14 protein-coding genes are annotated in these 13,106 nt (G+C 66.6%); 7 read left to right on the top strand and 7 right to left on the bottom strand.

Annotated elements, in window-relative coordinates; translation table 11 throughout:
• Position 1: 1 nt before the first annotated feature.
• Positions 2-292 carry a hypothetical protein gene (locus R1L06_RS16635; protein WP_107432237.1) on the top strand — a complete coding sequence of 97 codons (291 nt, stop codon included), beginning with the start codon at positions 2-4 and terminating at the stop codon, positions 290-292.
• Positions 293-378: 86 nt separating this feature from the next.
• Here the strand turns inward: R1L06_RS16635 and R1L06_RS16630 are convergent, their stop codons facing one another.
• Positions 379-2,505 carry a methyl-accepting chemotaxis protein gene (locus R1L06_RS16630; RefSeq protein ID WP_317218244.1) on the bottom strand — a complete coding sequence of 709 codons (2,127 nt, stop codon included), beginning with the start codon at positions 2,503-2,505 and terminating at the stop codon, positions 379-381.
• Positions 2,506-2,739: 234 nt separating this feature from the next.
• Between R1L06_RS16630 and R1L06_RS16625 the strand changes: the two genes are divergently transcribed.
• A complete protein-coding gene (locus R1L06_RS16625) occupies positions 2,740-3,702 on the top strand; it encodes a L,D-transpeptidase family protein (protein ID WP_317218243.1) in 963 nt (320 codons plus the stop codon).
• Positions 3,703-3,706: 4 nt separating this feature from the next.
• A complete protein-coding gene (locus R1L06_RS16620; protein WP_317218242.1) occupies positions 3,707-4,381 on the top strand; it encodes a M23 family metallopeptidase in 675 nt (224 codons plus the stop codon).
• Here R1L06_RS16620 and R1L06_RS16615 read toward each other — a convergent pair.
• The 5 genes from R1L06_RS16615 to hflK all read right to left on the bottom strand — a co-directional run bounded on the left by R1L06_RS16615 (position 4,317) and on the right by hflK (position 8,996).
• Positions 4,317-4,985, bottom strand: coding sequence for a hypothetical protein (locus R1L06_RS16615; RefSeq protein ID WP_317218241.1), 669 nt, complete (start codon positions 4,983-4,985; stop codon positions 4,317-4,319). The two genes, R1L06_RS16620 and R1L06_RS16615, sit on opposite strands and share 65 nt — an antisense overlap.
• A gap of 117 nt (positions 4,986-5,102) precedes the next feature.
• Positions 5,103-6,395, bottom strand: coding sequence for an adenylosuccinate synthase (locus R1L06_RS16610; RefSeq protein WP_014038120.1), 1,293 nt, complete (start codon positions 6,393-6,395; stop codon positions 5,103-5,105).
• A gap of 354 nt (positions 6,396-6,749) precedes the next feature.
• Entirely contained in the window at positions 6,750-6,935 is a 186-nt protein-coding gene (locus R1L06_RS16605; RefSeq protein ID WP_005410640.1) for a DUF2065 domain-containing protein, read from the bottom strand.
• A gap of 67 nt (positions 6,936-7,002) precedes the next feature.
• The gene (gene hflC, locus R1L06_RS16600; RefSeq protein WP_010482785.1) at positions 7,003-7,866 is read right to left on the bottom strand and encodes a protease modulator HflC; all 864 of its coding nucleotides are present in this window, start codon (positions 7,864-7,866) and stop codon (positions 7,003-7,005) included.
• Positions 7,863-8,996: an FtsH protease activity modulator HflK gene (hflK, locus tag R1L06_RS16595; protein WP_049401370.1), complete on the bottom strand. Its 1,134-nt coding sequence runs from the start codon at positions 8,994-8,996 to the stop codon at positions 7,863-7,865. Before hflK ends, hflC begins: the two co-directional genes overlap by 4 nt.
• A gap of 153 nt (positions 8,997-9,149) precedes the next feature.
• Here hflK and R1L06_RS16590 point away from each other — a divergent pair, with 153 nt between their 5' ends.
• Both R1L06_RS16590 and pilH read left to right on the top strand, forming a co-directional pair.
• A complete protein-coding gene (locus tag R1L06_RS16590; protein ID WP_317218240.1) occupies positions 9,150-10,145 on the top strand; it encodes a YhdH/YhfP family quinone oxidoreductase in 996 nt (331 codons plus the stop codon).
• Positions 10,146-10,233: 88 nt separating this feature from the next.
• Positions 10,234-10,605: a twitching motility response regulator PilH gene (gene pilH, locus R1L06_RS16585; protein WP_005410644.1), complete on the top strand. Its 372-nt coding sequence runs from the start codon at positions 10,234-10,236 to the stop codon at positions 10,603-10,605.
• Positions 10,606-10,768: 163 nt separating this feature from the next.
• Here pilH and R1L06_RS16580 read toward each other — a convergent pair whose 3' ends face one another.
• On the bottom strand, positions 10,769-11,662 hold the full coding sequence (locus tag R1L06_RS16580) for a DnaJ C-terminal domain-containing protein (protein WP_106468840.1): 894 nt from the start codon (positions 11,660-11,662) through the stop codon (positions 10,769-10,771).
• A 260-nt stretch (positions 11,663-11,922) separates the two neighbouring features.
• Between R1L06_RS16580 and R1L06_RS16575 the strand changes: the two genes are divergently transcribed.
• Complete coding sequence (locus R1L06_RS16575) at positions 11,923-12,405, top strand: peroxiredoxin (protein WP_317218239.1); 483 nt, start codon at positions 11,923-11,925, stop codon at positions 12,403-12,405.
• 29 nt (positions 12,406-12,434) lie between these two features.
• The gene (locus R1L06_RS16570) at positions 12,435-13,010 is read left to right on the top strand and encodes a ferritin-like domain-containing protein (RefSeq protein WP_317218238.1); all 576 of its coding nucleotides are present in this window, start codon (positions 12,435-12,437) and stop codon (positions 13,008-13,010) included.
• The last annotated feature ends 96 nt before the right edge of the window (positions 13,011-13,106 follow it).

The raw sequence follows: 13,106 nt of genomic DNA, 5'->3' as shown, positions 1-13,106 counted from the left end.
AATGAAGATGCGGCGATTACTGAGCTGGACCGGTCTTGCGCTTTGCGTGGTCTACCTGCTGTTGACCGCATGGCTGGTTCACGGCGCGCAGTCGGACGCGGACCCGAAGGGCACCTATATCCTGATGGCGCTCCCCATCACCCTACAGTCCGCCGCACTCGATGCCATCGGCGCAGGCAGCCTGCTGTACGGCAAACCCTGGTCGACCGCGTATGCAGTGCTGCTTCCGCCAACACTGCTGTTGCTGTACGCAGCCGGCTGGCTGATCGAACGCGCCGCGCGCGGGCGCTAGCCAGCGGCACGGACCGGTTGCGCGCATCGACGCCCTGCACGCGGGAGCGCATGCAGGGCGCCATCCAACATCCAGTCGCAGGTTGCTTACGCCGCCTGCGCAGGCATGATGGGCATGCGCGCGCCCTGCTCCACCTTGAACACCGACACCGAGTTGGTCAGAGCATGCGCCTGTTCTTCCAGCGCGCGGCTGGCGGCAGTGGCTTCTTCCACCAGCGCGGCGTTCTGCTGGGTCACCTGGTCCATCTGCACCACCACCTGGTTGACCTGCTCGATACCGGCGGCCTGTTCCTTGCTGGCCGCTGCGATGTCGCTCATCAGCTGGGTGGTGCGCGAACTTGCCTGGGCTACGCGGGCGATCGCGGCTTCCGATTCGACCGTCACTGCCAGGCCGCTCTTCACCTTCGCAGCGGCATCTTCGATCAGTTCCTTGATCTCCTTGGCGGCGACACCGGCACGCTGTGCGAGCGTGCGTACTTCGCTGGCGACCACGGCGAAACCACGCCCCTGCTCACCTGCACGGGCCGCTTCCACCGCAGCATTCAGCGCCAGGATGTTGGTCTGGAACGCGATGCCGTCGATCACCGTAGAGATTTCCGAGATGCGTGCCGAGGACTGGTCGATCTCACCCATGACCGATGCCATCTGTGCCATCGCCTGTTCGGTCTCGCGCACGGCGGCACCGGCCGCATGCGCTTCACTGTCGGCCTGACGCGCCAGCTCGGCGTTCTGGCGCACGGTGGAGGTCAGTTCCTCCATCGATGCGGCCGCTTCTTCCAGATTGGCTGCCTGCTGCTCGGTACGGCGCGACAGGTCGTTGTTGCCGGCGGCCAGTTCCTGCGCTGCGTTGTTGATGCTGTCGGCGGCCACCTGGATGCCCCGCACGATGCCGGTCAGCTGTGCGGTGGTGGTGTTGGCGTCGTCGCGCATGCGCGCGAACACACCGTCGTACTCGCCCTCCATGCGTGCGGTCAGGTCGCCGTGCGAGATTGCACGCAGCACGTCGGAGACGTCGGCGATGCTGGCCTGCGAACTGGCCATCATGCCATTGAGGTGTTCGACCATCGCCTTGAACTGGTACTGGAACGCAGCGGCATCGCCACGCATGCTGAAATCACCGGCGCGGGCGGCACGGGCCAGTTCATCGATCTGCGCGTTGATCGCCATCAGGCTCTGCTTCACCGCGGCAAGGGTGCGGGTCAACGTGCCCTTCTCGCCCGGGTAATCCGGCAGGTCGCGGCTGAGGTCGCCGATGGCGTAGCGCTGCATCACCTCGGCCATCAGCAGTTCCACCTGCACGTGCGACTCGACCAGGCTGTTGGTGGCCTGCACCATGCGGCCGAAGTCACCGGGGAACGCCGTGACGTCCATGCGGTAGCGGATCGCGCCCGCCTCATGCTGCTCAGCCATCTGCAGCTGTGCGCCGATCGCCGCCTGCACGCTCTGCCGCACGCTGGCCATCGCCTCGCCCAGCTGGGTCAGTTCGTCGCGGCCGCCAAGGCGGAACTCCTGGTCCAATTGTCCCTTGGACAGGCGCTCGGCCAGGTTCACCGCGCGGGCCAGCGGACCGGTCAGGCTGCGGCCGATCATCACCGAGGCACCGATGCCCACCAGCAGCGCGACGCCGCCCAGCACCAGCAGCTGCAGCAGGCTGCGCTCACCCAGGCGGATCGCCTCGGCGGCTGCCTCACGGCTTTCCTTCTCTTCGAAGTCCACGCCATCGGACAGCGCCTTGTTCCAGCCGTTTGCCGCTTCCTGCACCGGGCCCAGGGTCAGCGCTACGGCGCCCGGGTAGTCGCCCTGCTCCATCAGTTCGCTGGTCTGCTTGTTGAGTGGACGCGCAATGGCACGCTTGGCGGCGATGGTTTCCGCGATGGCCTTGCCGTCGGCGTCGCTGGGCAGCGCCTGATAGGCGGTCCAGCTGGCCTCGTAGCGCTTCACCAGATCGGCGATGCGCTGCTCGTCGTGGCCACGGTCGTCGCCTTGGCGGATCAGCATCTCGCGACGCACCACCATCATCTGGTTGTTGGCATCGAGCATCTGCGACAACAGGCGCACCTTGGCTACGCTGACGTCGACCACCTGCTGCATCGCGCGCTTCTGCACGACACTGGCGGTGGCGCCGGTGGCCACCACGGCGGCAACCAGCAACAACAGCAGGCCAAAGCCCAGCCCAAGACGCCAGGCAACCCTGACGTTCCTCAAGTAGTTCATGGGGGTATCCAAAACGGGGGGATGCGCCCTTATCGGCGGCCCGGCAGGCAATCTTGATCGCCGTCCGTCGACGGCGTCGGCCACCGTTCACCTTGGTGAGCCCCGGCCCGGCCGCTTCTGGACACGGGAGTTGACTGCGGTGGGCGCGACTGCTCATGCGGACGTCAGATCCCTTTCACGGTGGCTCGGCGGCTGCTGCGGGCAAGGTGGTGGCGTGACCTGCTGGAGATCCCAATGCCCTTGCCCGTGTCCCGATCCACCCTGCTCGCTCTCTCGCTGCTGGCGTCGCCAGCCTTCGCGCAGGCGCCGCCGCCCCACCTGCCCGCACCTATTGCCGAAACGGCCGGACCGGACACCGCACCCCACTCCGCGCTGCACGCCCAGGTGCTGCTGGATCGCGCGAACTTCTCCCCTGGCCAGATCGACGGCGAAGTGGGCAGCAACCAGCGACGCGCGGTGTCGGGTTTCCAGGCAGCGCATGGGCTGGACGTAACGGGCGAACTGGACGACACCACCTGGAAGGCCCTGCAGGCCGATACCGTTGGGCCGCTGGCCAGCTACACGCTGACTGCTGAGGATGTCGCCGGTCCGTTCCAGGCCACTCCGAAAGGGCCCGCCGCCCAGGCCAAGCTCACATCGCTGGGCTACGGCAGTGTGGAAGAAGCCCTCGGCGAGCGCTTCCATGCCTCCCCTGAGCTGATGAAAGTGCTCAATCCCGGCGTGGACCTGACCAAGGCTGGCAGCCGCATCCAGGTACCCAACATCGCACTGGCCGCATTGCCGAAGGCGGCGAAGATCGTGGTCGACAAATCCGATTCCACGCTGCAGCTGCTGGATGCGCAGGGCAAGGTGATCGCACAGGTGCCGGTGTCGTCGGGTAGCCAGCACGACCCGTTACCGATCGGCGAATGGAAGATCCTGGGCGTTTACCGCGACCCGCCGTTCCACTACAACCCGAAACTGTTCTGGGATGCCCGCAAGGGCGAAAAGAAGGCCACCCTGCCACCGGGCCCGAACAATCCGGTCGGGCGGGTCTGGATCGATCTGTCCAAGCCGCATTACGGCCTGCATGGCACGCCCGAACCCGGCCATGTGGGCAAGACCGAATCGCATGGCTGCGTGCGCATGACCAACTGGGATGCGCTGCGCGTGGCCGATGCCGTGGATACCTCGGTACCCGTGGTGATGCAGGAGTGAGCCGATGCGCCTTTCGCAACTGATCGTGCTGGGCGTTCTGCTGGGGCTGGGTGCAGGCTGGTGGCTGCACCGCGATGCGGGTGATCCGGTACCCGCCCCGCTGCCGCAAGCGCAATCGGCACTGGCAGCGGCGCCGGAAAAGGAATCTGTAGCGACACCCGCAACAGCCCCACCCGCCAACACCGCGCCGTCGGCCGCGCAGACTGCGGATGCACCGTCCGGTCTGCTGCTGCCGGTGCAGGGTATCCATGCGTCCCAGCTGCGCGATACCTTCACCGATGCACGCAGCGAGGGTCGCGTGCACGATGCCATCGACATCATGGCCGATACCGGTACGCCGGTCCTGGCGGTGGCCGATGGAACGGTGGAAAAACTGTTCGACAGCGAGCGCGGCGGCTTGACGATTTACCAGTTCGAGCCCAGCGGGCGCTGGTGCTACTACTACGCGCATCTGCAGCGCTACGCCGATGGCCTGGCGGAGAAGCAGGTGATCAAGCGCGGAGAGGTGATCGGTTACGTGGGCAGCACCGGTAACGCCAGCGCCGAGGCTCCGCACCTGCACTTCGAAGTGCACGTGTTGGGCCCGGAGAAGCAGTGGTGGAAGGGCGAATCGATCAACCCGTATCCGCTACTGAAATCGGCTGCTTCGATGCCCGACGCTGCCAACGCCGCAAGGTGATGGTGAATACCACCAGGGCAGCCCCCGGAATCAGCAGGAACAGCGCGGCCACCGTCCAGAAGAAGAACGGCCACAGCCACACGTAGTCCAGGTCGGTCAGCTTCAGCACGTTCATCGGTGGCAGCAGTTCCACCGAGGCCACGCGTCCCGCCAGCGCGGGCTCGACCTCCAGAACGGTCACCCGCAGCCACGAACGCCCGCGCGGCAGCGCATCCCCCCGGCCATAACCGAAGTACGAGGCGGCAAATCCAGCAGGCTCAACCGATTCCAGCGCGCGGGTGATGCCGGAGCCCGGCACGCCCGAACGCGTTTCGGCGCGGAAGTCGGTCTGATCTGTCGGGGTTTCCACGCGCAGGCGCACCTCAGGATCGATCGCCGTGGAAGTACCGTCATCCGCGTAACGCAGGCGCAGCCGCAGTTGGTCATCGATGAAGCGGTAGACCGTGACCTCGGCCGTCGCACCCGGCCTCAGCACCAGAGGCAGCACCTGCGTGCGTGAGGCCATGTGGTTGGCGATCGCGCCCAGCACCAGCACCGCGCAGGCAAGCGCCCACAGGCTCCACAGCACCCACAGGGTGATCCGCACCACCGTTACGCCCTTCACGCTGACATCCGGGTCATCACGTCACCTCCCTGCTGGCCGTGCCGACACAGTAACGAAAAAGCCCCGCTTTCGCGGGGCTCTTCCTGTCACCTACGCCGGGCAGCGCCCGGCGCTACCTCAGGCGAACGGATCCTGCAGGACCATGGTGTGGTCGCGGTCCGGGCCGGTGGAGACGATGCTGATCGGGCAACCGGCCAGCTCTTCCAGCGAACGCAGGTAGGCACGTGCGGCCGGCGGCAGGTCGTCCCAGTTGGTGATGCCGTGGGTGTTCTCACTCCAACCCGGGAACTCCAGGTACACCGGGGTGCAGTCTTCCCAGCCCTGCGCGTCCAGCGGCGCGTACTCGGTGCGCTTGCCGTTGTATTCGTAGGCGATGCAGACCTTCAGCTTTTCCATGCCATCCAGCACGTCCAGCTTGGTGATGCACAGGCCGCTGATGCCGTTGATGGCCACGGCGCGCTTCAGCGCGACGATGTCCATCCAGCCGCAGCGACGCGGACGGCCGGTCGAGGCACCGTACTCGGCGCCGCGGTCACGGATGCCCTGGCCGACTTCATCGTCCAGCTCGGTCGGGAACGGGCCGCCGCCGACGCGGGTGGCGTAGGCCTTGGCGATGCCCAGCACGTAGTCGATCGAATCGGCGCCGACGCCGGAACCGGCCAGTGCACCACCAACAGTGGTGTTGGAGCTGGTGACGTACGGATAGGTGCCGTGGTCGATGTCCAGCAGCGCACCCTGCGCGCCTTCGAACAGCACGCGCTTACCCTGCTTGCGCAGGTCGTGCAGGATGCCGGCCACGTCGGACTTCATCGGCTGCACGTATTCGCCGAAGGCCAGCGCTTCGTCGAAGGTCTTCTGGAAATCGACCGCATCGGTGTTCAGATACTTGGTCAGCACGAAGTTGTGGTAATCCAGCGCGGTGCGCAGCAGTTCTTCCAGCTGCTTCGGGTAATGCAGGTCGGCGATGCGGATGCCGCGACGCGCCACCTTGTCTTCGTAGGCCGGGCCGATGCCACGGCCGGTGGTGCCGATCGCCTTGCCGCCGGCAGCGCGCTCGCGCGCCTGGTCCAGGGCGATGTGGTACGGCATGATCAGCGGCGCGGCCGGGGAGATCTTCAGGCGCGAACGCACTTCCACGCCGGAGGCTTCCAGCTCGGCGATTTCCTTCTGCAGCGCGGCCGGCGAGATCACCACGCCGTTGCCGATCAGGCACAGCGCATCGTCACGCAGGATGCCCGACGGGATCAGGTGCAGGACGGTCTTCTTACCGTTGATGACCAGGGTGTGGCCGGCATTGTGGCCGCCCTGGAAGCGCACGACGGCGCCGATTTCCTCAGTGAGCAGATCGACGATCTTGCCCTTGCCTTCATCGCCCCACTGGGCACCCAACACTACGACAGACTGACCCATGACGGGCTCCTCATATGTTGCGGCCATCGGGGCCGCGGACGGTTGAACCGTGGCGGGGCTGGCCAGCACCTGGAGGGCGGCTCCAAACGGGGAGCAGCCGGCGATGGAAGGCCCATACACGGAAAAAGCCGAACGGGGAGGCCCGTCCGGCTTTTGTGCATTATCCGGGTTTCCGGGGTCGGGTGCCACCTTTCCGACGGACGGCTTCACCGGCCGGTCAGCCGCCCCGCCCGGTCGTGCCGGCCGTTGGCCGGCAATGCCAACCAAGGTTGGCATCTACCAGAGCCGGGCCACGCATGTACCGGCCGGTCAGGCACCTCCCGGTCGTGCCGGCCGCTGGCCGGCACTACCCTTTCAATGCCGCGCCCACCACAGCAGGCTCAGGCCGGCCAGCAGCACCAGCCCACCGAAGCTGCGCAGGGCCGGGCTGGGCAGGTCCAGCAGGCGCTCGGCCATGCGCTTCCAAGCGAACGGGGCGACGAACAGGAACAGGCCTTCCAGCACCGCCACCAGGCAGACGGCGGCGAACAGATCTTTCATGGGGGACTCCGGAAAAAGCACGGGGCCCGGCATCTGGCCGGGCCCCGTGGGGTACTGCCCTGCGACCTCAGCGGTCGTTCTTCAGGTACTGCAGGAACGGGTCGTTCTTGTCGAGCACGATCACGCCGTTGCCGTCGGTCATGGAGCCACGGTAGGCCTCCAGGCTGCGGTAGAACGCATAGAACGACGGGTCGGCCGAGCCGGCCTTGCCGTAGATGCGCGCCGCATCGGCATCGCCTTCACCGCGCAGGCGCTGGGCATCACGCTCGGCCTCAGCGATCAGCACGGTGCTGTCACGGTCGGCCTGGGCGCGGATGGTCAGCGACTGCTCCTCGCCCTCCGCACGCAGCTTGGCCGCTTCCTGCTTGCGCTGGGCGCGCATGCGCTCGTACACGTCATTGATCACCTGGCTGTCGGTGGGCAGGTCCACCTGCTTGATGCGCAGGTCGATCATCTGCATGCCGAGGCCGGCCACCGCTTCGTTGATCCCCTTCAGCTGCTCGGCGATCAGCTCGCTGCGGTCGCCGGAGACCAGCTGCTGCAGGGTGCGCGAGTTGATCTGGTTGCGCAGCGAGTCGGTGATGATCGGTGCCAGGCGGGCGTTGGCGATGCGCGGATCGCCACCGGTGGCACGGAAGTAGTCACCCACGTTGGAGATGTAGCCGATGGCGAAGAAGTCAACGCTGACGTCCTTCTGCTCGGCGGTGAAGTAACGTGCCGGGGCGGTGTCGAGCACCTGGAAGCGGCGGTCGAAGACCTTCACCGTTTCCACCACCGGCACCTTGAAGTGCAGGCCCGGCTTGATGTCCGAACGCACCACCTTGCCCAGGTTCAGCACCATGGCGGTCTGGTCCTCACGGACCACGTACACCGAGCCAAGCAGGCCCAGCACCACCGCCACGATCACGGCGATCCAGATAGGACTCTTCATCGGCTGCCCTCCTCACGGCCGCTCGGTCGCCCGGTCGGGCGGCCCACCGGCCGGCCCGGATCACGGGAAGCTTCCGCCGCTGCACCCGGCAGCGACGGCATCACCACCTCCGGATTGGTCACTCCCGGCGGCGCCGAGGTGGTGGGACGGGTATCGCCGGTCATCGGCACGTAGATCAGCTGGCGGCCATCGCCACCGATCACCTTGCGGTTCTCGCTCAGCACCTGCTGCACGGTCTCCAGCCACAGGCGCTTGCGGGTCACTTCCGGGGCGTCCTTGTACTGGGCCTGCAACAGGCTGAAGCGCTGCGCGTCGCCCTCGGCCTTGGACACCACCGCCTGCTTGTAGCCTTCGGCGGTGGTACGGGCGCGCGAGGCCTGGCCCCGGGCTTCCGGCACGACCTTGGCGGCGTAGGCCTGGGCTTCGTTGATCAGGCGTTCCTTGACCTGCTGGGCACCGTTGACTTCGTCGAAGGCCGGCTTCACTTCTTCCGGCGGACGGGCGTCCTGCAGGGTCAGGCCGGTCACGGTGAGGCCGGTCTTGAACGCCTTCAGCAGCGCCTGCAGGCGCTCCTCGGCGGCCACGGCCAGCGGGCCACGGTTGTTCAGTACCGCGTTGAGGTCGGCACGGCCGACTTCCTCGCGCACCGCGCTCTGCGCCGACTGCTCCAGCACCTGGTTGGCATCGACCGTGCCGAACAGGTACTGCTGCGGGTCGTCGATGCGGTACTGGACGTTCAGCGACACGTTGACGATGTTCTCGTCACGGGTCAGCACCGGCACCTGGATCGAGAAGGTCTTGATCTCGGTGGCATTGACCTTGGTGACCGATTCGATCGGCCACGGCAGCTTGAAGTTCGGGCCGGGCTGCAGGATGCGCGAGAACTGGCCGAAGCGCAGCACCACGCCACGCTGCTGTTCGCCGATCAGCTGGAAGCTGGAGAACAGCACCAGCAACACCACGGCTGCCACCACCCAACGCATGATGCCGCCGTCGAACAGGTCCTTCAGCGGCCCGGGCAGTCCGCCCCAGCCACCACCATTGCCACCGCCGCGCGACCCGAAGGGCCCGCGTCGATTGTCCTCGGGGCCTTGTCCGCCCTTGTTGCCGCCGGGTGTATTCCAGGCCATGCACGCTCCATCAAGATTTGGGCTGCGGCGCGGGCCCTTCCCGCACCACCAGCCGTGAAACCATCACCGATCATACAAGATGGGGCGGATCGGCAGGATCGAAAGGGGGGCAACGGGGTAAGGTGACGTTTTCCTCGAAGTCAGGCAACGCCGATGGCCCCCACCACCCCGTTCACCGCCTTCCGCATCGAAAACGACGCCGCCGGCTACCGCAGCGGCTTGGCCCAGCTCAATGTCGACGACCTCAACCCCGGCCAGGTACTGATCCGCGCCCACTGGTCTTCAGTCAACTACAAGGATGCCCTGGCCGGCACCGGCAAAGGCAGGATCCTGCGCCGTTTCCCGCTGGTCGGCGGGATCGACGTAGCCGGTACCGTGGTCGCCAGCACCGACCCGGACTGGCGTGAAGGCGATGCGGTGCTGGCCACCGGCTGCGGCCTCAGCGAGACCCGCGATGGCGGCTACAGCCAGTATGTGCGGCTGGAGTCGCGTGCGGTGATCGCCCAGCCGGCCGGGCTGACCCCGCGTGAGGCGATGGTGCTGGGCACCGCCGGCTTCACGGCAGCGCTGGCGCTGCTGCGCATGCAGGACAACCGGCAGACACCGGAGCTCGGCCCACTGGCGGTCACCGGCGCCAGCGGTGGTGTGGGCGCGCTGGCGCTGTCGATCTTCAGCCGCGCCGGCTACACCGTGCACGCGGTCAGCGGCAAGCCAGAGCAGTCGGACTTCCTGCATGGCATCGGCGCCGCCGAAGTGCTGCCACGTAAGGCGTTGGCCGAAGCGGGCCCACTGCAGTCGGCCCGCTTCGGCGGGGGCCTCGACAATGCCGGAGGTGACATGCTTGCCAGCCTGCTGGCGCAGACCGTGCCCTACGGCAGCGTGGTCAGTGCCGGCCTGGCAGCCAGCCCGACGCTGGACATGACGGTGATGCCGTTCATCCTGCGCGGCGTGTCACTGCTGGGCGTGTCCTCGGCCAATGCACCGCGCGGGCTGCGCGAAGAAGTGTGGTCGCGGCTGGGCAGTGACTGGAAGCCGCAGCACCTGGACCGCATCTGTACCGCCGAAGTCGGCCTCGATGGCCTTCCTGCCGTGTTCGAACGGATGCTGGCGGGCGGTTCGCTGGGCCGCACCGTGGTGCGGATCGACTGAACGTCGCAGGCAGGCGACGGACGGCAGATGCGCTCCTCCCGCCAGTAATGAGCCCGCACTACACTGCGGGCATTACATGGGGAACAATATGGCACGCATTCTGATCGTCGACGACTCACCGTCGCAGCTGTTGGGGATACAGCGCATCGTCGAGAAGCTCGGGCACCAGATCCTGACCGCCACCGATGGCGCCGCAGGGGTCGAAACCGCCAAGGCCGAGCTGCCCGACCTGGTCCTGATGGACGTGGTGATGCCCAACCTCAATGGCTTCCAGGCCACCCGCACCCTCGCCCGCGACGAGGCGACCCGGCATATTCCGGTGATCCTGGTGACCACCAAGGACCAGGACACCGACCGCATGTGGGGCATGCGCCAGGGCGCCAAGGCCTACATCACCAAGCCGTTCTCGGAAGACGAACTGTCCGAGGTGCTGGAGCGGGTGTTCGCCGGGCAGGGCTGAGCCCGCCCTGGCGGTGCCAACCCTGCTTGGCCCACCGCTCTGGTAGGTGCCAACCTTGGTTGGCACGCTTCTGTAGAGTCGAGCCATGCTCGACTCATCAAGAGCAGTCGAGCATGGCTCGACTCTACATGTTAAAGCCGCCGGGCATGGCCCGGCGCTACCTTCAGATCGTTTCGCCGAAGGCTTTGGCCAGATTGCGGTAGGCCTTCTTCTGCGCCTCATCGGTCGCGGCCGGGGCCACGATCTCGATTTCAACAATCTGGTCGCCATCCGGGTTGCCCGGCAGCCCACGGCCACGCAGGCGCAGCTTGCGACCGGCATCGGAATCGGCCGGAATCTTCAATTCCACCGCTCCACCCAGGGTCGGCACGCTGATGCTCGTACCCAGCGCGGCCTGCCACGGCGTGACCGGCAGCGTATAGAGGATGTTGCGGCCATCGACCTCGAACTGCGGGTGGGCGGCATATTCCACTTCCAGCAGCAGGTTGCCGCCATGGTTGCCCTGCCCGGCCAGCCGGATCACTTGGCCTGGGCGGATGCCCTTGGGCACGCGCACGTCCAGCTGCTTGCCGTTGACGGTGATGCGCAGGCTGTCGCCGCTGTAGGCCGCTTCCAGCGGAACCGACAGCTTGGCGCGGGTGTCGCGGTTGGGCGCGTGGCCCTGGCTGCTGAAGCCCGGCCCCGGACCAGCGCCACCACCGCCACGCTGGCGCGCGAACAGGCTCTCGAAGAAGTCGCTGAAGCCGCCATTGGGGCCGCCACCGCCGAATACTTCCTCGAAATTGAAACCGCCAGCACCACCATAGTTCGGCGGCACGTTGAACTCCTCGCCCGGGCGATAGCCCTGCGCGCGCAGCTGGTCGTAGGCCGCGCGCTTTTCCGGATCGCGCAGCGCCTCGTAGGCCTCGTTGACCGCCTTGAACTTGTCTTCGGCCCCGGCCTCCTTGCTGACGTCCGGGTGGTACTTGCGTGCCAGCCGGCGGTAGGCGGTCTTGATCTCCGCCTCGCCCGCGCTCGGTTCCACCCCCAGGGTGGCGTAGTAATCCTTGAATTCCATCCAGCTACCTCGATCTGCTTCGGCCGCGCCGGTGGCGCCGCCCCGGGTTCATTCTACGCGCCGGCATGCTACGCCGCCCCTCGTGCGGCCACGGTGAGGCCGACTGATCCTGCGCAATGCGGCTGCCATCCCCATGCACCACGCTGTGGCTGGAAGCCCCCGCCGCAAAGCCTGAAGATGGGGCCTGCACACGGGTTTTCCAATGTCTTGACGCCCCTGTCCCATCCGGCCCACTAGCCTGCCCCAGCAAGGAGTTCCCCATGACCATCCATGTCGGCGACCGCATTCCGGAAGTGACCCTCAAGCACATCCGCGAGGGCATCGAAACGCTCGATACGCATTCGCTGTTCGACGCACGCAAGGTGGTGCTGTTCGCCGTGCCCGGCGCGTTCACCCCGACCTGCTCGGCGCGCCACCTGCCCGGCTACGTCGAGAAATTCCAGGCGTTCCGCCAGCGCGGCATCGATGTCTACTGCATGGCGGTCAACGACCCGTTCGTGATGAAGGCCTGGGCCGCCGACCAGAGCGTGCCCGACGGCCTGCTGATGCTGTCCGACGGCAATGCCGAACTGACCCGTGCGCTCGGCCTGGAGCTCGACGCCAGCGCCTCGGGCATGGGCATCCGCTCACGCCGTTTCGCTCTGTACGTGGTGGATGGCGTGGTGCGTGCGGCCTGGATCGAGCAGCCCGGCCAGTTCGAAGTGTCTTCGGCCGAATACGTGCTGGAGCACCTGCCAACCTGATCTTCCACCCCAAGAGGAAACGGCCAGCCATGTCCACCAAGCCAGCCAAAGCCGCAAAGCCTGCCGCAAAGCTGCCCGGCATCAGTGACCGCAAGACCCTGCGCGAACGCGCCCGTCGCAATATCGAAGACGGTGCGATCACCGACAGCTACAGCGCCGACCGAAAGGTCGTGATCAAGCTGCTCAACGATGCGTTGGCCACCGAGTACGTGTGCGTGCTGCGCTACTACCGGCACTACTTCATGGCCAAGGGCATGCTGGCCGACGCGGTGAAAGCCGAATTCCTCGAACATGCACAGCAGGAACAGGCGCACGCCGGCAAGCTGGCCGAGCGCATCGTCCAGCTCGGCGGCGAGCCGGACTTCAACCCCGACACGCTGACCGCGCGCTCGCATGCCGAGTACAAGGAAGGCAGCGACCTGCGCGACATGGTGCGCGAGAACCTGGTGGCCGAACGCATCGCCATCGACAGCTACCGCGAGATGATCAACTTCATCGGCGACCGCGATACCACCACCAAGCGCATCCTTGAAGAGATACTGGCGCAGGAAGAGGAGCACGCCGACGAGTTCGCCGACCTGCTGGATGGGTGGATCGGGGAATAGCGGCCCAACGCTCTCTGTAGAGTCGAGCCATGCTCGACTGGGGAAAAGCAGTCGAGCATGGCTCGACTCTACAAGCCGGTGGCCCGATCAGGCCTC

Source organism: Stenotrophomonas mexicanensis (assembly GCF_032911605.1).
GTDB classification, from domain to species: Bacteria; Pseudomonadota; Gammaproteobacteria; order Xanthomonadales; family Xanthomonadaceae; genus Stenotrophomonas; species Stenotrophomonas maltophilia_A.
The sequence above is the reverse complement of the archived record's forward strand: the minus strand, read 5'-3'. Positions and strand labels throughout refer to the sequence as shown.